This window comes from Pseudomonas sp. BF-R-30, from assembly GCF_019956175.1.
In the GTDB taxonomy this organism is placed as follows: Bacteria; Pseudomonadota; Gammaproteobacteria; order Pseudomonadales; family Pseudomonadaceae; genus Aquipseudomonas; species Aquipseudomonas jessenii.
Map to the genome: position 1 here is coordinate 24,107 of NZ_JAHBDE010000035.1, position 18,933 is coordinate 43,039.

The 18,933-nt window shown below is 61.0% G+C and carries 13 protein-coding genes; 8 read left to right on the plus strand and 5 right to left on the minus strand.

Features of this window, described 5'->3' with window-relative positions; translation table 11 throughout:
• Positions 1-287 precede the first annotated feature (287 nt).
• Entirely contained in the window at positions 288-1,985 is a 1,698-nt protein-coding gene (locus KGB20_RS18885; RefSeq protein WP_090456654.1) for an AMP-binding protein, read from the plus strand.
• 682 nt (positions 1,986-2,667) lie between these two features.
• Here the strand turns inward: KGB20_RS18885 and KGB20_RS18890 are convergent.
• From KGB20_RS18890 to KGB20_RS18900, 3 genes are all read right to left on the minus strand, one after another.
• Positions 2,668-3,567 (minus strand): hydroxymethylglutaryl-CoA lyase, encoded by a 900-nt coding sequence (locus tag KGB20_RS18890; RefSeq protein WP_102671594.1) that lies wholly within the window; start codon positions 3,565-3,567, stop codon positions 2,668-2,670.
• A 146-nt stretch (positions 3,568-3,713) separates the two neighbouring features.
• On the minus strand, positions 3,714-4,115 hold the full coding sequence (locus tag KGB20_RS18895) for a MerR family transcriptional regulator (protein WP_057714129.1): 402 nt from the start codon (positions 4,113-4,115) through the stop codon (positions 3,714-3,716).
• Positions 4,116-4,321: 206 nt separating this feature from the next.
• The gene (locus tag KGB20_RS18900; RefSeq protein ID WP_090456650.1) at positions 4,322-5,251 is read right to left on the minus strand and encodes a LysR family transcriptional regulator; all 930 of its coding nucleotides are present in this window, start codon (positions 5,249-5,251) and stop codon (positions 4,322-4,324) included.
• 165 nt (positions 5,252-5,416) lie between these two features.
• Here KGB20_RS18900 and KGB20_RS18905 point away from each other — a divergent pair, with 165 nt between their 5' ends.
• Complete coding sequence (locus KGB20_RS18905; RefSeq protein WP_095059574.1) at positions 5,417-6,646, plus strand: acyl-CoA dehydrogenase; 1,230 nt, start codon at positions 5,417-5,419, stop codon at positions 6,644-6,646.
• 125 nt (positions 6,647-6,771) lie between these two features.
• On the opposite strand, the gene KGB20_RS18910 is transcribed toward KGB20_RS18905, so the two are convergent.
• Both KGB20_RS18910 and xthA read right to left on the minus strand, forming a co-directional pair.
• On the minus strand, positions 6,772-8,112 hold the full coding sequence (locus KGB20_RS18910) for a phosphate ABC transporter substrate-binding/OmpA family protein (protein ID WP_223532846.1): 1,341 nt from the start codon (positions 8,110-8,112) through the stop codon (positions 6,772-6,774).
• Between the two features lie 190 nt (positions 8,113-8,302).
• A complete protein-coding gene (gene xthA, locus KGB20_RS18915) occupies positions 8,303-9,115 on the minus strand; it encodes an exodeoxyribonuclease III (RefSeq protein WP_057714133.1) in 813 nt (270 codons plus the stop codon).
• A gap of 285 nt (positions 9,116-9,400) precedes the next feature.
• Here xthA and KGB20_RS18920 point away from each other — a divergent pair, with 285 nt between their 5' ends.
• The 6 genes from KGB20_RS18920 (at position 9,401) to KGB20_RS18945 (ending at position 18,908) form a co-directional block, all read left to right on the plus strand.
• Complete coding sequence (locus KGB20_RS18920; protein WP_150812598.1) at positions 9,401-10,051, plus strand: GNAT family N-acetyltransferase; 651 nt, start codon at positions 9,401-9,403, stop codon at positions 10,049-10,051.
• 65 nt (positions 10,052-10,116) lie between these two features.
• Positions 10,117-11,844: an autotransporter assembly complex protein TamA gene (locus KGB20_RS18925; RefSeq protein ID WP_102671588.1), complete on the plus strand. Its 1,728-nt coding sequence runs from the start codon at positions 10,117-10,119 to the stop codon at positions 11,842-11,844.
• Positions 11,841-15,512 carry a translocation/assembly module TamB domain-containing protein gene (locus KGB20_RS18930; RefSeq protein WP_223532848.1) on the plus strand — a complete coding sequence of 1,224 codons (3,672 nt, stop codon included), beginning with the start codon at positions 11,841-11,843 and terminating at the stop codon, positions 15,510-15,512. The genes KGB20_RS18925 and KGB20_RS18930 overlap by 4 nt, the downstream gene beginning before the upstream one ends.
• Positions 15,513-15,750: 238 nt before the next feature.
• Positions 15,751-16,224, plus strand: a complete 474-nt coding sequence (locus KGB20_RS18935) for a MarR family winged helix-turn-helix transcriptional regulator (protein ID WP_090456640.1) — start codon at positions 15,751-15,753, stop codon at positions 16,222-16,224.
• Positions 16,221-17,690, plus strand: a complete 1,470-nt coding sequence (locus KGB20_RS18940) for an efflux transporter outer membrane subunit (protein WP_223532850.1) — start codon at positions 16,221-16,223, stop codon at positions 17,688-17,690. Before KGB20_RS18935 ends, KGB20_RS18940 begins: the two co-directional genes overlap by 4 nt.
• A 15-nt stretch (positions 17,691-17,705) precedes the next feature.
• Positions 17,706-18,908 (plus strand): efflux RND transporter periplasmic adaptor subunit, encoded by a 1,203-nt coding sequence (locus KGB20_RS18945; protein WP_223532852.1) that lies wholly within the window; start codon positions 17,706-17,708, stop codon positions 18,906-18,908.
• Positions 18,909-18,933: the final 25 nt, after the last annotated feature.

Consider the following 18,933-nt stretch of genomic DNA (forward strand, 5'->3'; position numbering starts at 1 on the left):
TTTTTGTAGGGTGGGGAGGCCGTGATTGGGTTCTCACCTTTACGTTAACGTAAGCCTGTGACGAATGGCTGTCAATCACCCTTTACGTTAACGTCAACTTGAGCGAGAGTAGAGGCAGTTCAAGATAGAACGCGGACCTGTAGGAGCGAGCCTGCTCGCGATGGTCGTAAACGATAACGCGTGCATTCAGGATAGACGCGGCGTCCTTTTGTTCATCGCGAGCAGGCTCGCTCCTACAGAGACCGCCGTCCGCCGGTAGCCCATAAATAAAGACAATAGGGGTCGTCATGGATCAACCCAGTGCAAGCCCGCAACGCAGTTACACCCGTGGTTCCCAGGACAAAGCCTTGCTGGCGATGACCATCGGCCAGGCGTTCGACAACACGGTCGCGCAGTACCCGGACGGGGAGGCGCTGGTGGTGCGCCATCAACAGCTGCGTTACACCTGGCGGCAATTGGCCGAGGCCGCGGACCTGCACGCCAGGGCACTGCTGGCGCTGGGGCTGCAAGCCGGGGACCGCCTCGGTATCTGGGCGCCGAACTGTGCGCAGTGGTGCATCAGTCAAATTGCCACCGCGAAAATCGGCGTGATCCTGGTCAACATCAATCCGGCGTATCGCAGTTCCGAACTCGAATACGTGTTGAAGCAATCCGGCTGCCAATGGCTGGTGTGTGCCGGGGCCTTCAAGACCTCGAACTATCACGCCATGGTGCAGGGCCTGGTGCCGGAACTGGCGGAGCAGTCCATCGGCAAATTGCTCAGCGAGCGGTTGCCGGAGTTGCGCGGCGTGATCAGCCTGGATGTGCAGCCGCCCAGCGGTTTCCTGCCATGGTCGCAACTGACGGATCTGGCTGGCAGCGTGTCTCCTGAACAATTGCGCGAGCGTCAGGAAAGCCTGCATTTCGACCAGGCGGTGAACATCCAGTACACCTCTGGCACCACCGGTTTTCCCAAGGGCGCGACCCTCAGTCACTACAACATTCTCAACAACGGTTACATGGTTGGCGAAAGCCTGGGCTTGACGGCGGCCGATCGCCTGGTGATCCCGGTGCCGCTGTATCACTGCTTCGGCATGGTGATGGGCAATCTTGGCTGCATCACCCATGGCAGTACGATGATTTACCCGAACGACGCGTTCGATCCGTTGCTGACCCTGGGCACCGTGGCCGAAGAAAAGGCCACCGCGCTGTACGGCGTACCGACCATGTTCATCGCCATGCTCGATCAACCTCAGCGTGCCGGGTTCGACCTGTCGAGCCTGCGCACCGGGATCATGGCGGGCGCAACCTGTCCTATTGAGGTGATGCGCCGGGTCATCAGCGAAATGCACATGAGCGAAGTGCAGATTGCCTACGGCATGACGGAAACCAGTCCGGTGTCGTTGCAGACCGGTCCTTCAGACGACCTGGAACTGCGCGTGACCACCGTCGGCCGCACCCAGCCGCAACTGGAAAGCAAGATCATCGACGAAGCGGGCAACCTGGTGCCGCGTGGCACCATCGGTGAGCTGTGCACCCGCGGTTACAGCGTGATGCTCGGCTATTGGAACAACCCTGAAGGCACGGCGGACGCCATCGATCAGGCTGGGTGGATGCACACCGGTGACCTGGCGAGCATGAACGACGAGGGCTACGTGTGCATTGCCGGGCGCAACAAGGACATGATCATCCGTGGTGGTGAGAATATTTACCCGCGGGAGCTGGAAGAATTTTTCTTCACTCATCCGGCCGTTGCGGACGTGCAGGTGATTGGCATTCCCTGCTCGCGCTACGGCGAAGAGATTGTCGCCTGGATCAAGTTCCACCCCGGCCACAGCGCTACCGAGCAAGAGCTGCAAGCCTGGTGCAAGGAGCGCATCGCGCACTTCAAAACGCCGCGCTACTTCAAGTTCGTCGAGGAGTTTCCGATGACGGTGACTGGCAAGATCCAGAAATTCCGGATGCGCGAGATCAGTATCGAGGAGTTGCGCGAAAAGCAGGAATGAAGAGGAAACCTGTGGGAGCGAGCTTGCTCGCGATGAGGGTGTGACATTCAACGTTTGTGCTGACTGATCCACCGCCATCGCGAGCAAGCTCGCTCCCACAGTGTCTTGAAGAGTTTTCAGAATCGCAGACAGCACAAAGGGGAGCCGAAGCTCCCCTTTAATTTTCGTTGCGCGTGCTCTTTTTTTATTATTGAGGGTCGGTCTGTTTTTGTTTTTGGCAACCGTTGCCCTTTACCGCTGTTTTTGGCGATCCCCATTCGGGATCAAGAGCAAACGTATTTTTTTGAGCGCTGATCTACTTTCTCGCTGAGCGATCCAACCAGTTCGGGAGCTACCTGAAGGTAGTTTTATTATTCTCTGCCCGGTTGCGGGTAACTCCGAAAAGCACCCTGAAAAGCACATCTTCTCCAAAAAAATCTGTTAGCTGCGTCTCTGCCGTGTTGTTTTTGTTATGTCAGAGTCGTTACGTCTTGTTTTTATTAGGTTTGCCGCAATTTTTTTATTCTTGTTATGCGATAGATATAGCAGGAGGCGTGCCAACTTTATAAAAGCCTTTAAAATCAATGGTTTGAAAATTTGTAGGGTTTTGCGCCTCAGGCAAAACCCTACAATTTGTTTCCGTGTTACTCGCTTGTGCCCACGTTTCAGACACAGCGGTAACACCCGGACACACTCAGCGCACTCACTGTGCGCTGCGGGCCTTGGCCACGCGGGAACCGGTAGGGCGGCCCAATACCGTGCAAATCTGCTGACCGGCGAGCATCAGGGCGTCGAGGTCGATTCCGGTGTCGATGCCCAGGCCGTTGAGCAGGTAAACCACGTCTTCGGTGGCGACGTTACCGCTGGCGCCCTTGGCGTAGGGGCAGCCGCCGAGACCTGCGATGGAGCTGTCGAACACCGAGATGCCTTCCAGCAAGCTGGCGTAGATGTTGGCCACAGCCTGACCGTAGGTGTCGTGGAAGTGCCCGGCGAGTTTCTCCCGGGGCACCTCCTTCGATACCACTTCAAACATCTTGCGGGTTGCGCCAGCGGTGCCGGTGCCGATGGTGTCCCCCAGCGAGACCTCATAGCAGCCCATGGCATACAGCTCGCGGGCGACCAGGGCGACCTGCTCCGGGGTGACATGACCTTCATAGGGACAGCCCAGCACGCAGGACACATACCCGCGCACGGTCACCCCATGTTGTCTGGCGGCGTCCATGATCGGCCCGAAACGCTCCAGGCTTTCGCTGATCGAGCAATTGATGTTGCGCCGGGAAAACGCTTCGGACGCCGCCGCGAACACGGCCACTTCCTTGACCCCGGCAGCGAGGGCATCTTCGAAACCGCGCAAGTTGGGGGCGAGCGCGCCGTAGACCACGCCCGGTTTGCGCTGGATCTGCGCGAAGACCTCGGCAGAGCCAGCCATCTGCGGCACCCACTTGGGCGAAACGAAACTGCCGACTTCGATATAGCCGAGCCCGGCTGCGGTCAGTGCGTCGACCAGTTGCACCTTATCGGTAACACTGATGGGTTGGGCTTCATTTTGCAGGCCGTCGCGTGGGCCGACTTCGACAATGCGTACGTGGGTGGGGAGGGGCATGGGGTTCGACCTGTGCTGATTGTTCGGAGAACCCTGTAGGAGCGAGCCTGCTCGCGATGGGCTCCCAGGCACCGTGTTTATCCAGCAAACACGGGTTATCGTTAACGACCATCGCGAGCAGGCTCGCTCCTACAAGGGGTCGGGTTTTACTGAATGACTTCCTGGCTTTTGAGCGTCTGCTCCAGCGCCTGCACGCAGCGCTCTTCTGCGGTATCGAGTTCCAGTTTCATCTGTTCGATGTCCAGCATTTGCTGTTCAAGCTGCTCCCGGCGCTCACTGATTTTCGCCAGCATGCTGTGCAACTGTTTGGTGTTACCGCTGGACGGATCGTAGAGCTCGATCAGCTCGCGGCATTCAGCCAGGGAGAAACCGATGCGCTTGCCCCGCAGGATCAGCTTCAGGCTGACCTTGTCGCGGGGCGAGTAAATGCGTTCCTGGCCACGGCGCTCGGGGCTGAGCAGGCCTTGCTCTTCATAAAAGCGAATGGCGCGGGTGGTGATGTCGAGCTCGCGGGCGAGATCGGAAATGCTGTAGGTCTGGCTGCTCATGGACGCGCTCGCAAAAGGTCATGGCGCTAAGCTAATGGCAGGTTGACGTTTACGTCAAGGGGCAGCGATTTTTGCTGTTCTTGCTGGCCTCTTCGCGAGCAAGCCCGCTCCCACAGGGATCTGTGTAGGACACAAGTATTTTGTCCACTGAAGATCCAATGTGGGAGCGGGCTTGCTCGCGAAGAACGATAACGCGGTGTAGCGCCCTACACCTTCTCGAGCTTTTTCTCCTGCGCCGTCACCTGCTGGCACAACTCGATCATCTGCTCGCGCATCCAGCGGTTCGCCGGGTCCTGGTCAGTGCTTTCGTGCCAGTAGAGGTGGGTTTCCACCGGCGGTACATCGTTGACCGGCAGATAAAAGGCGTGCAAATCGTTACGACGGGCGAATCGTTCCGGTACGGTCATGACCATGTCGGTCTGCTGCAGCACTTGCGAGGCCATCAGGTAATGCTGGGAGCGCAGGGCGATCTTGCGCTGGATGCCCATCTTGCCCAGCGCCAGGTCGACATAGCCGAGGCCGCTGCGACGACTGGAAATATGGATGTGGGTCAGGCTCAGGTAATCGTCCAGTGTGAGTTTTTCCTTGCCCGCCAGCGGATGCCCCTTGCGCATGGCGCACACGTAGCGGTCCTCCATCAACTTGACGTGACGCACCTGCGGGTCGGTGTTGAGCGGCGCATCCACCGCGAAGTCGAGGCGGCCGGCGGCCAGTTCCTTGGTGGTTTCGCGACGTTTGGACAGGAAGCTTTCGATGATCACCGCCGGAGCCAGGCGGCGCAGGCGCTGGAACAGCGGCGGCAGGATCACCGCTTCGGTCAGGTCGGTCATGCTGATGCGATAGGTCTTGACCGCTTGCTGCGGGTTGAAAATGCGGCTTTCCTGCACCGACACGCGCAGCAGCGAGAGCGCGTTGCGCACCGGGCCGATGATGTTCTGTGCCATGGGCGTGGGCACCATGCCCTGGGCGGTGCGCACGAACAACGGGTCGTTGAAGGTCTCGCGCAACCGGGCCAGAGCGTTCGACACCGCTGGCTGGGTAATGCCCACAATCTGCCCGGCGCGGGTCAGGTTGGCTTCGGTGTAGATCGCGTCGAAGACGATGAAAAGGTTGAGATCGACCTTGCTCAGATTCATTACGCGGCTCTCTTATTGTGTGGGCGGGCTGACCGTGACGATCAGCCGATCATATATCGGTGATGAATGTTTATACACGCCGAGAATAGGCTAGGTAAATTATCAACGCTGTTCTAGCATCGATACATGACCTAAAACAACCTCCCCCAAGAAGGTATCTCGCTCATGGATTTCGCTTATTCGCCCAAGGTTCAGGAACTGCGTGAGCGCGTAACAGCGTTCATGGACACCTACGTCTATCCCGCCGAAGCCGTGTTCGAGCGCCAGGTCGCCGAGGGTGATCGCTGGCAGCCGACGGCGATCATGGAAGAACTGAAACTCAAGGCCAAGGCCGAAGGCCTGTGGAATTTGTTTCTGCCTGAGTCCGAACTGGGTGCCGGCCTGACCAACCTCGAATACGCGCCACTGGCGGAAATCATGGGCCGCTCGCTACTGGGGCCAGAGCCGTTCAACTGCTCGGCACCGGACACCGGCAACATGGAAGTGCTGGTGCGTTACGCCAACGAAGAGCAGAAACAACGCTGGCTCGAACCGCTGCTGCGGGGCGAGATCCGCTCGGCGTTCGCCATGACCGAACCGGACGTTGCGTCCTCCGACGCCACTAACATGGCCGCCCGTGCCGTGCGCGATGGCGACGAGTGGGTGATCAACGGCAAGAAATGGTGGACCTCGGGTGCTTGCGACCCGCGCTGCAAAATCCTGATTTTCATGGGCCTGAGCAATCCGGACGCGCCACGTCACGCCCAGCACTCGATGATTCTGGTGCCGGTGGATGCGCCCGGTGTGAAGATCGTGCGTCCACTGCCGGTGTTCGGTTACGACGATGCACCTCATGGGCACGCCGAAGTGCATTTCGAAAACGTGCGGGTGCCCTACGAAAACGTCCTGCTGGGCGAAGGACGCGGCTTCGAAATTGCTCAAGGTCGCCTTGGCCCTGGCCGGATTCACCATTGCATGCGTTCGATCGGCATGGCCGAGCGCGCCCTGGAACTGATGTGCAAGCGCTCGGTGAACCGCACGGCGTTCGGCAAGCCTCTGGCACGCCTGGGCGGCAACATCGACAAGATCGCCGACTCGCGGATGGAAATCGACATGGCACGCCTGCTGACGTTGAAAGCGGCGTACATGATGGACACCGTCGGCAACAAAGTGGCGAAAAGCGAGATCGCGCAGATCAAGGTCGTCGCGCCAAACGTGGCATTGCGGGTGATCGACCGGGCGATCCAGATCCATGGCGGGGCAGGGGTTTCCAACGATTTCCCGCTGGCCTACATGTATGCAATGCAACGCACCCTGCGCCTGGCCGACGGCCCGGACGAAGTGCACCGTGCGGCAATCGGCAAGTTCGAAATCGGCAAATATGTGCCGAAGGAGATGATGCGTAGCGGACACTAAGACCGCGGCGCCTGCCATTCGCGAACAAGCCCGCTCCCACATTGGATCTCTCCACGGCGAAGATTCAGTGTGGGAGCGGGCTTGCTCGCGAAGGCGTCATTCCATTCAATGCACCAACATCTGGCTCAATACACCCAAACCTCAACCCGCCGATTCTTGATCCTTCCCTCATCGGCGCTATTGGCCGCCACCGGCATTTCGGCACCGAATCCGCGAATCTCGCGAAACACCACGCCGCTCTTCACCAACTCCCGCCGTACCGCCATGGCCCGCAGCTTCGACAACAGATCGGCGCGCGCCGGGTCGCTCTTGGCATCGCCAAACCCCACCAGCGTCACTTGCCCAGCCGTTTTGTCGTGCTGCTTTATATAGTCGAGCACCCGCCACAGGTCTTGTCGGGCCTTGTTGTCCAGGGTGGCGCTGCCTTCCTCGAAACGGAAGTTCACCGACAACCGTTGAGCATGTCTGCTTAGCGCCTGATAACCCTCTGGCATCAACGCATTGGGGGTAACGGCCATGGCCTGGACGGTTTGGGCAATAAAACCGTTGGCGGCCACAATGGCCTGACCCTTAGTGCTTTGGGCAAACGCCACCAGGGCATTGGCCCAGGGATTTTTTCCGTTGGGTGGCAGATAGAAGAACAGCCGACGGGACAGCGGATAATCTTCCGTGGCAATCAGGCTGTTGAGCGGCGGCATGGCTTGCGATTGACCGTCGACAATGGCCACGGCTTTAGCCTGGCGCACGTAGGGCAAACCGATGAAGCCGATGCCTTGCGGGTCAGCGCTGACCGCATCGGACAGTTGTTCGCTGGACTCGAAGCGCTTCGCCGCACCACCGAGGGTTTTCCCGTGGCCGCTGAGGACCAGTTCCTTGAAGGTGTCGTAGGTCCCGGACTGATTATCCCGTGCATACAGATGAATCGGCCCGCCGCGACCGCCAATGTCTTCCCAGCTCTTCACCTCGCCACTGAAAATGCGCGCCAGTTGCACGGTGTCGAGTTGGTTCAGCGGATTATCCGGATGAAGGATGATCGCCAGGCCATCGATGGCAATGACCTGTTCGGCGCTCGGGCTTTTCAGGTCGCCGAGCGATTGCAGGCTGGCCAGTTCGCTGTCCTTGATTGGGCGCGACGAGGCGGCCAGATCGGCGCTGGCTGCTTTGAGTGCAGTGAAACCGGTGCTGGAGCCATGGGCCGCTACCTCCACCACGACCCGACGGCCCTGAACGGTTTCGCCGACGATGCGCAGTTCGTTGGCGGTGTCCGGGGTTTCACGGCGGATCTTGCGCAGGCCCTGTTCACTCAACAGACCCTCGACCAGCGCCGGCCCCAATGCCGCACCGATGGTGTTGGAACCCTGAATCCGCAGCGCCGGGCCGTGTTCGGGTGTCGGCAAGTCGCCGGCCGAGGCCGCCTGCGGCAAGCCCGTGCACAGCATCAACAGGAACAACACGCGCAGCATCATGCCGGCACCATATATAGCCAAAGGAGGTGTCGGGAGATTAAGTCAGTAAGGTTTCCGAAAAATGACGCTTTGCAAATGTGGGAGCGGGCTTGCTCGCGAAGGGGCCATAACATTCAATGTCGATGTTGAATGTAAGACCGCCTTCGCGAGCAAGCCCGCTCCCACAAGGTATTGATGTGTCTGTTAGATGTCAGCTCAACTCAAGCCAGATCGGCGCATGGTCTGAAGGTTTTTCCATGCCTCGCAGTTCATAGTCCACACCGGCGGCCTTCACCCGTGGCAACAGGCCGTGGGAGGCGAGGATCAGGTCGATGCGCAGGCCACGCTTGGGCTCGTCTTCGAAGCCACGGCTGCGATAGTCGAACCAGCTGAAGGTGTCGGTCACGTCCGGGTTCAAGTGACGGAAACTGTCGACCAGGCCCCAGTTCTTCAGACGGGCCATCCACTCGCGCTCTTCCGGCAGGAAGCTGCACTTGCCGGTTTTCAGCCAGCGCTTCATGTTGTCCGGGCCGATGCCGATGTCGCAGTCTTCCGGGGAAATGTTCACATCGCCCATCACCACCAGCGGCTGGTCGTTCTTGAACTGGCTTTCCAGCAATTGCTGCAAATCGCCGTAGAAACGCTGCTTGGCCGGGAACTTGGTCGGGTGGTCGCGGCTTTCGCCCTGTGGGAAATAACCGTTCATGATGGTCACCGGCACGCCGTTGGCGTCGGCGAAGGTGCCCCAGATGAAGCGTCGTTGGGCGTCTTCTTCGTCGGTGGCGAAACCTTTATGCAGGGCCAGCGGCTCCTGGCGCGAGAGCAGGGCGACGCCGTAATGGCCTTTTTGCCCGTGGAAGTACACGTGATAACCCAGGGCCTGCACCTCGGCCAGCGGGAACTGTTCGTCGTGGACCTTGGTTTCCTGCAAGCCGATCACATCGGGTTGGTGCTTTTCGATCAGCGCCGCCAGCTGATGGGGACGGGCGCGCAGCCCGTTGATGTTGAAGGAGACGATCTTCATGGTCGGCAGTCCTGGCAAAAGGGCGATGCTAGCTGACATGTGGGAATCGGGCCAGTGTGGGTTGAGGGGATTCGGTTTTGCCTGTCAGTCTTGTGTGGGTAGTGATGGCCCTTTCGCGAGCAAGCCCGCTCCCACAAAAGCAAGGCTGGCGCATCACCTGTGGGAGCGGGCTTGCTCGCGAAGGCGATTTCATTGCCTACACTCATTTCGGAACTGTGTCAGCGCCAACAGGCTCGTAACAACAAGAGCGCAGCCACCCGAGCTGTGCCGGGGAGATCAACCGTCATGCCCGAAACCTCGACCGCCATCGCCGATATTCACATGCTCGACAGCGGCTACGCCCGCGAAGCGCGTTCGTTGCTGTACCAGGCTTATCGACACGAGCCGACCTTCGGCTATCTGTTCGAAGCCGAGCGCCCCGGCTACGAACAGCGGGTTCGCGCCACCGTGCGCGAGTTGGTGACCCAGCACTTTTTTCAGGACCTGCCGGCCATCGGCCTGCTGGTCAACGACCGCCTGATCGGTATCGCCCTGATCGCACCGCCGCAACGTCGCCTCGGCGTCACCGAAAGTTGGGCCTGGCGCCTGCGCATGGTGCTCAGTACGGGATTTCGCTGCACCCGTCGCTACCTCGAATATCACGCGGCCGTGGAGGCCTGTGTGCCGAATGAATCGGTGCACGTCTTGCCATTGTTGGGGGTTCATCCGCAGTTCCAGGGCAAACATTTCGGCGAACAACTGTTGCAAGCCGTGCACAACTGGTGCGCGGTGGATGAGAACTCACAGGGCGTGATCCTCGATACCGGGAATCCTCGCTATCTGGAGTTCTATAAACGTCAGGGCTACGAGGAAATCGGTGAGGTTGCTGTAGGACCGATTCGCGAGCACGTGTTTTTTCACCCCAATCCTCAGGTGTTACACACCGCAACGGCCTGAACCTCGAACTTTCCGGGCATGTCAGGCTCTATCACGTTCTCAAGCTCGTGATAGCATCCGCGCCTATGAAGTTTCCAGGAAGAATTACCAGCGGTGTGCTGATGCTGATGACCAGCTGCGCAGCGCTGGCACAAAGCGAATTGGATGTACGGATCAAACCGTCCAATGACGAGCTGAAAGCCAATATCGAAGGCTATATCGGCAGCCTCGGCGATCGCGATGAAGAAGCGTTGCTGCGCTTCAGCCGTGGCGCCGAAGAACAGGCGCGCAAGGCCGCCCAGGCCTTGGGCTATTATCAGCCGCACATCGACAGCGAGGTGAAGGGCGGCGAAAAGCCGCGCCTGGTGTTGACGGTCGACCCCGGCGAGCCGGTGCACTTGCGCAACGTCACGGTACGTGTCGACGGTCCGGCAGCCTCCCTCAAGGCCTTTCGAATTCCCAAAAGCGACGCGCTCAAGCCCGGCGCCGTGCTCAACCATGGGCATTACGAGGACGCCAAGCGCCTGATCCAGAATCAGGCTTCGCGTTATGGCTTTTTCAGCGGCCGTTTCACCCGTTCAAAATTGTCGGTCGATCCGCGGGCCGGCGTTGCCGATATCGAACTGATCTATGAAAGCGGTCCGCGCTATACCTTGGGCAAGGTCAGTTTCGAGGGCGATACGCCGTTCGATGACGAGTTGCTGCAACGCATGGTGCCGTTCAAGACCGGCACGCCGTATGACTCGGAACTGATCGCCGAGCTCAACCAGAATCTGCAATCGAGCGGCTACTTCGAAGGCGTGCGCGTGGACGCGGCACCCACGGCGTCCAGGGACGAGGCGATCCCGGTGGACGTCAAGCTCGAAACCCGCAAGCCGCGGACCATGGGCCTGGGCCTGGGTTTCTCCACCGACGTCGGCCCGCGGGCCAAGGCCAACTGGACCCGGCACTGGGTCAACGCGCAAGGGCACAGTTATGGCTGGGAAACCGAAGTCTCGGCACCTCGGCAAAACGTCGGGCTGTTCTACGACATTCCGCTGGACCCGCCACTGACCGACAAACTGCGTTTTGCCGGTGGCTACCAGAATGAAGAAATCGCCGATAAGGACAGCCACAGCAAGCTGCTGACCCTCGGCCCCGAGTGGCACAGCAAACTGCCCAGCGGCTGGCAACGGGTGGTGTCGCTGAAGTGGCAGCGCGAGGATTATCAACTGGGCGATGACTCGGGACTCAGTACCTTGCTGATGCCCGGTGTGAGCTATTCGTACCTCAAAAGCGACAACCGCATCGACCCGCACAACGGTTATCGCCTGCAATTCGAATCCAAAGTGGCCAAGGAAGGTCTGGGTTCCGACAGCAACCTGCTCTACGGCACGGCATTGGTCAAAGGCCTGACCACGGTGTTCGATAAACACCGCCTCCTCGGGCGGGTGCAGGTCGGCGGCAGTGCCACCAACGGTTTCAAATCGGTGCCGCCATCGCTGCGCTTCTTCGCCGGTGGCGACCAGAGCGTGCGTGGCTACGACTATCAGAGCCTGTCCCCGGAAAACTCCGACGGCGACCGCATTGGTGGCCGCTACATGGTCGCCGCCAGCGCGGAGTATCAGTATTCCATCGCCGAAAAATGGCGGATCGCGACCTTTGTCGATCAGGGCAACTCCTTCAACACGCTCGAACTGCCGAACCTCAAGACCGGGGTCGGTATCGGCGTGCGCTGGGTATCGCCGGTGGGGCCGATCCGCCTCGACCTGGCCCATGCGCTGGACGACGATGGCGGTATTCGACTGCACTTTTCCATGGGGCCTGAGCTGTGAAGCGTGGTTTGAAAGCAACACTGCTGACGATGGTGGCGCTGGTGGCAGTGGTTGCCCTGACGCTGGCCACGGTGCTGGGCACGGCGACGGGCAGCCGCTGGGCATTGGGTTTCGTGCCGGGCTTGACCCTGGAAAACTTCCAGGGCCGGTTGGGCGGGCAGTGGAGTGCCGACCGGGTGCTGTGGCAGCAGGACAGCAACCGGGTTGAACTGAGCAAGGTGATTTTCGCCTGGTCGCCGTTGTGCCTGACCCGCATGACCCTGTGCATCGAGCAATTGCAGGCCGATCAGGTCAGCCTGACGTTCCCGCCGGGTGCCGAAGAGCCAGACAGCGGCCCGATCACGCTCCCGGAGCTGAAGTTACCGTTGGCCCTCGAACTGGGGGAGATCAAGGTCGGCAGCCTGTTGTTCAACGGCAGCGAAGAACTCAAGGGCTTGCAACTGGCGGCGCACTGGACAACGGCCGGTTTGAAGATCGACGCGGTGTCGTTGCAGCGCGATGACCTGAGCCTGAACCTGTCCGGCCTGTTGCAGCCCTCCGGCAACTGGCCCCTCAGCGCCTCCGGTAAGGTGACCCTGTTGTCGACGCCTGAGCCGCTGGCGCTGGCGCTGAAAGTCGACGGCGACCTGCTCAAGACCCTGAACCTGAAAGCCGACAGCAGCGGTTACCTCAACGGGCAACTGACCGGCGAACTGCAACCGCTGGTGGAAAACCTGCCGGCCAAGGTGCGGATCACCGCCGATGGCTTCAAGCCCAGTGCCGATCTGCCGGACACCCTGCAACTCAATCAGCTTGAACTCACGGGGGCAGGCGACTTGAAGAACGGCTACGCGCTGCTCGGCAAAGCCACGCTGCCCGCCGAGCAAGGGCCAGTCACCCTGGCGCTGCAAGGCAAGGTCGACGCCAAGGGCGCGCAGATCGCCGCGCTGGACCTGACCGCCAACGACAAGCAAAGCCTCAAGCTCACCGGACAGCTGGATTGGAGCAAGGGCTTGAGCGCCGAGGCGAAGATCGACTGGCTGGATTTCCCGTGGCACAGGCTCTATCCGCTCATCGACGAACCGCAGGTAGCGCTTCGCACGTTCACCGGCGAAGTCTCTTACACCGACGGCAAGTACCTCGGGCATTTCGCCGCGGCGGCGGATGGTCCGGCCGGCGCCTTCACCCTGGCCAGCCCTTTCGCGGGCGACCTGACGAAAATCTACCTGCAACAGATTCAACTCCAGGCCGGGCAGGGCAAGGCTGAAGGGCACCTGAACCTGCAATTCGCCGACGGCATTGCCTGGGACACCGCGCTGGACCTGTCGGCGATCAACCCGGCGTACTGGGTCGCAGAGCTGCCGGGCACATTGGCCGGGCCGTTGCGCAGCACGGGTGAGATGAAGAACGAGGTGCTCAGCCTCAATGCCGACCTGGACCTCAAGGGCAAACTGCGCGGTCAGCCAGCAGTGATCCAGGCCAAGGCCGATGGCCGTGGCGAGCAATGGAACCTCAATACCCTGCAAGTTCGCCTCGGCGATAACAGCATCAGCGGCAAAGGCAGCCTGCAACAGAAACTCGCCGGCCAGATCGATCTCAAGTTGCCGCGCCTGGCCCAGCTCTGGCCGCAACTGCGCGGCCAGCTCAATGGCCGCGTGGATGTCGCCGGCACACTCAAGGCGCCCCAAGGCAAGCTTGACCTGCAAGGTTCGCAACTGGCTTTCCAGGACAATCGCCTGCAAAGCCTGAACCTGGACGCCACGCTGGACAGTGCGCAACGGGCGAAAGTCGACCTCAAGGGCAGCGGCATCCGGGCGGGCGACACTTCACTGGGAACCCTGACCGCCAGCGGCCAGGGCGACATCAAGAACCAGAAGTTGAGCCTCGATCTGCAAGGGCCGAAGCTGAAACTGGCGCTGGGGCTGGACGGTGCGCTGGACAAAGGCAATTGGCGCGGACGCCTGGCCAGCGGTGATATACAGGCCGGTGGCCAGGACTGGAAGCTGCAAGGGCCGGCGAAATTCGAACGCCTGGCGGACGGCAAAATCACCTTTGGCGCCCATTGCTGGGCCTCCGGCCAAGCCAGCCTCTGCGGTGAAGACTCGCGCCTGATGCCCGAGCCTAAGCTGCGTTATCACCTCAAGCAATTCCCGATCGACAGCCTCGCGCAGTGGTTGCCGAAGGATTTCGCCTGGCAGGGCCGGCTCAACGCCGAGCTGCAACTGGACCTGCCGGCCAGTGGCCCGAACGGCCAGGTCAGCGTCGATGCCGGCGGCGGCACGTTGCGCATCAAGGACAAGGACCAGTGGCTGGACTTCCCGTACCAGACCCTGAAACTCACCAGCAAACTCACGCCCAAGCGCATCGACACCGAGCTCAACTTCGTCGGTGGCAAACTCGGCGAGCTGATGGTGCAGGCGCAGCTCAATCCGTTGCCGAAGAACAAACCGTTGAGCGGCTCGTTCCGCTTGAGCGGGCTGGACCTGTCGGTGGCGCGACCGTTCGTGCCGATGGTCGAGAAGCTGACCGGGCGCTTGAATGGCAGCGGCACGATTTCCGGTGGGCTGCTGGCACCGCAGGTTAATGGCAGCCTGCAACTCAGCGACGGTCAGATCTCCGGTCCTGAATTGCCGATGGAGCTGAAAAATCTGCACCTCCAGGCGCTCATCGCCGGTGAAAGCGTGCAACTGAACGGTGGCTGGGACAGCGGCAAGGCCGGGCATGGCAGCCTGAACGGCAACGTCGCGTGGGGCCAGGCGCTGGTGGTGGATCTGGCGCTCAAGGGTTCGCAGTTGCCAGTCACCGTCGAGCCTTACGCCAAGCTGGAAGTCGCACCTGACCTGAAAATCTCGATGAAGGGCGATGAGTTGGCCATCGCCGGCAAAGTGCTGGTGCCCAGGGGCGATATCACCATTCGCGAGTTGCCGCCATCGACGGTCAAGGTCTCCGATGACACGGTGATCGTCGGTCAGCAGACCGAGGAGGGCAAGCCGCCGCTGGCAATGAAAATGGATATCGAAGTGCTGGTCGGCGAAGACAAGCTGAGCTTTGCAGGATTTGGCCTGACCGCGAATGTGCAGGGGCATGTGCACATCGGCGACAACATGGACACCCGTGGCGAGCTGTGGCTCAACGATGGGCGATATCGCGCCTACGGCCAGCGGCTATCGGTGCGCCGGGCACGCTTGCTGTTTGCAGGTCCCATCGATCAGCCGTACCTGGACATCGAGGCCATTCGCAAGACCGACGACATCATTGCCGGCATTCGTTTGAGTGGCAGCGCCGAGCAGCCGACCACGCAGATCTTCTCCGAACCGGCCATGAGCCAGGAGCAGGCCTTGTCCTATCTGGTGCTCGGGCGTCCGCTGAGCAGCAATGGCGAAGACAACAACATGCTCGCCCAGGCGGCCCTCGGGTTGGGCTTGATGGGCAGCTCCGGGGTGACCAGCGGCATCGCCAAGAACCTGGGCATCCAGGACTTCCAGCTGGACACCCAAGGCAGTGGTGACGCCACCAGTGTGGTGGCCAGCGGCAATATTTCCGAGAAGCTCAGCCTGCGCTATGGCGTCGGCGTGTTCGAACCGGCCAACACCATTGCCCTGCGCTACAAACTGAGCAAGAGGGTCTACCTCGAAGCCGCCGGCGGCGTGGCCAGTTCGCTGGACATCTTCTACAAGCGGGATTTCTAGGCCCGCATTCCGTACAAAAGACCGAGTCGCCCCATTCGCGAGCAAGCCCGCTCCCACAGGTTCAGCGTGATCCCTGTGGGAGCGGGCTTGCTCGCGAAGGCGTCTGAGTTATCACCGCAATACCCGACTCCGTTTATCAGGTATTTAGCAAGCAACCTAACTATTACGTTGACATTCGCTGCCTAGGCAGTAACATCTTGACATACATTCACTGCCTAGGCAGCTAATTGGTGGTCAGATGAAACATTTCTCCCCGGAAGATTTCCAGAATTGCCATCTCGGCCTGTTGCTCGGGCGTGCCGCGCTGCTCAAGGACCGGATCATCGACACCCACATGGAACCCCACGGCATCACCGCCGCGCAGTTCAAGGTGTTGATCATCATCGCCCAGTACGGCGTCGATTCGCCGGGCGAGTTGTGCCGGCACCTGTCCCTGGACAGCGGCTCGATGACGCGCATGCTCGATCGTCTGGAACAGAAAGGTTTCCTTGCCCGCCAACGCTCCGAGGCAGATCGCCGCCAGGTGCAGCTTGTGCTCACGGAAGAAGGGCAGAAGCTCGCCGGGCGGTTGCCGCATATCGGCGCCGAAGCCATGAATGAACTGGCCGGTGCCATCACTCCGGAAGAACTGAAAACCCTGGAGTTGATCCTGAAGAAAATTTTGGTGGCAGCCGGTGACGCGATCACCCTGCTGCGGGTAGGTGACAAATGAGCAGTAACCCCTTGCGTACCGGCTTGAGCCTGGTGCTGTTGGCCATGAGCGTCGCCGGTTGCGCCAGTTACAGCGGCCTGAAAACCGAAGGCGTCAGCCTCGACGCGAAGACCCTCAAGGCGGGGCAATCTCTCAGCGGTGTGACGTTGTCCCCCGCGGCCTGGCCAAAAAGCGACTGGTGGAAAAGCCTCGGCGACCCGCAACTCGATGACCTGATCCGCGAGGCCCTGCGCGACAGCCCGGACATGCAGATCGCCGATGCCCGTGCCCATCAGGCCAGCGCCGCAGCCTACGCCGCCGACGCTGCGCGGATGCCGACCCTGGATGCCAGCGCTGGTATCAGCCGCTCGCGCCTGGCCCGGGACCAGGACCCGCTCGGGCAGGGTGACGCTTACGCCACCGTTCGCAACATCAGCACCGGTTTCAACTACGACTTCGACCTGTGGGGCGGTCAACGCGATGCCTGGGAAGCGGCCCTCGGCCAGGCTCGCGCCGCCGAAGTCGACCAGCAGGCTGCGCAACTGACGCTGGCCGCCGATGTCGCCCGGGCCTATAGCGATCTCGGTCAGGCGCACATCGTCTACGACCTGTCCAACGAAGACCTCAAGCGCACCCGGCAAATGCTCGACCTCAGCCAGCGGCGCCTGACTGCCGGGATCGACAGCCAGTACCAGTTCCAGCAGACCGAAAGCCTGGAAGCCACTTCCCAGGCCAACCTGATCGACGCCGAAAAACGCTTGAACAGCGCGAAAATTGCCCTGGCCGTTCTGCTCGGCAAAGGCCCGGACCGCGGCAATGAAATTGCCCGACCCAACATTCTTCAGTCGAGTGCGGTAGCGCTACCTTCGGTGCTGCCGGCCGAGTTGCTCGGGCGTCGCCCGGACCTGGTGGCCGCGCGCTGGCGGGTCGAAGCGGCGAGCAAAAGCATCGACGCCGGCAAGACCCGGTTCTATCCCAACCTGAACCTCAGTGCCGCTGTCGGCGCCGAATCCTTGCTGGGCGATGCGATGTTTGGTTCGGCCAGCCGCTTCTTCAACATTGCACCGACGATCTCTGTGCCGATCTTCGACGGTGGCCGCTTGCGCGCCGACCTCGATTCCCGCGACGCCGATTACGACCTCGCCGTGGCGCAGTACAACAAAAGCCTGGTCAAGGCGCTGGGGGATGTCAGTGACAGCATCAACCAGCTGCGTGACATCGGCCGGCAGATCGCTGCCCAGCAGCACGCCACCGACATCGCCCAGGATTCCTACAACACCGTGGTCCAGCGTTACGGTTCCGGCATCGGCAACTACCTGGACGTGCTCAGCATCGAACAGCAATTGCTCCAGGCCCAGCGCCAGCTGGCCAACCTGAATGCCGAGCAGATTGACCTGTCGATCCAACTGATGCAGGCGCTGGGCGGCGGTTTCCAGCCTGAGGCCATCGCCTCGGCCAACACCGCGCCAGCCACGCTGACCCACTAATTCAAGGTACTTGTCATGGCCACTGCCGATACAACTCAACCTCCTGAAAACACCCAGGGCAACCCCAATTCGGGCAAGCGCAAGTTCATGCTGCTGGTCCTGGCTGCCGTCGTCGTGCTCGGTTGCGCGGGTGTCTGGGCCTACCACGAGTTCTACGGGCGCTGGAGCGAAAGCACCGACGACGCCTATGTGAACGGCAACGTGGTGGAAATCACGCCGCTGGTCACCGGCACCGTGGTCAGCATCGGCGCCGATGATGGCGATCTGGTGCACGAAGGCCAGGTGCTGGTGAACTTCGACCCGAACGACGCCGAAATCGGTCTGCAAAATGCCCAGGCCAATCTGGCGCGTACCGTGCGTCAGGTGCGTGGCTTGTACAGCGATGTGGACGGCATGAAGGCCCAGGTCAACGCCCAGAAAGCCGAAGTGCAAAAGGCCCAGGACAACTTCAGCCGCCGCAAGAACCTCGCCGCCGGCGGGGCGATTTCCCAGGAAGAGCTGTCCCACGCCCGTGACGACCTGACCTCGGCGCGAAACGCCCTGGCCAATGCCGAACAAAAGCTCAAGACCACCAGCGCGCTGGTCGATGACACCGTGGTTTCATCGCACCCGGACGTGATGGCCGCCGCCGCGCAACTGCGCCAGGCCTACCTGAACAACGCCCGCAGCACCTTGATTGCGCCGGTGACCGGTTACGTGGCCAAGCGTTCTGTACAACTTGGCCAGCGCGTGCAACCGGGTACCGCGTTGATGGCGGTGATTCCCCTGGATCAGCTGTGGATCGACGCCAACTTCAAGGAAACCCAGTTGCGTGACATGCGCATCGGCCAACCGGTGGAGATCGAGACAGACCTGTACGGCAGCAGCGTCAAATACAGCGGCACCATCGACAGCCTCGGCGCCGGGACCGGCAGCGCGTTTGCCTTGCTGCCAGCGCAAAACGCCACCGGCAACTGGATCAAGATCGTGCAGCGCGTGCCGGTGCGAGTCCACGTCAACGCCGAGGAGCTGGCCAAACATCCGCTGCGGGTCGGCCTGTCGACCATGGTCGATGTGGACCTGCACGACCAGAGCGGGCCGGTGCTGGCGCAACAGCCGCCGCAGAAGGCTTCGTTCAGTACTAGCGTCTACGACCGTCAGCTGACCGAGGCCGACGCGATGATCACCCAGTTGATCCACGACAACAGCGCTGCGGTCAGCAAGACCGCGCAACGCTGATATGCCATTACATCGATCCTGTGGG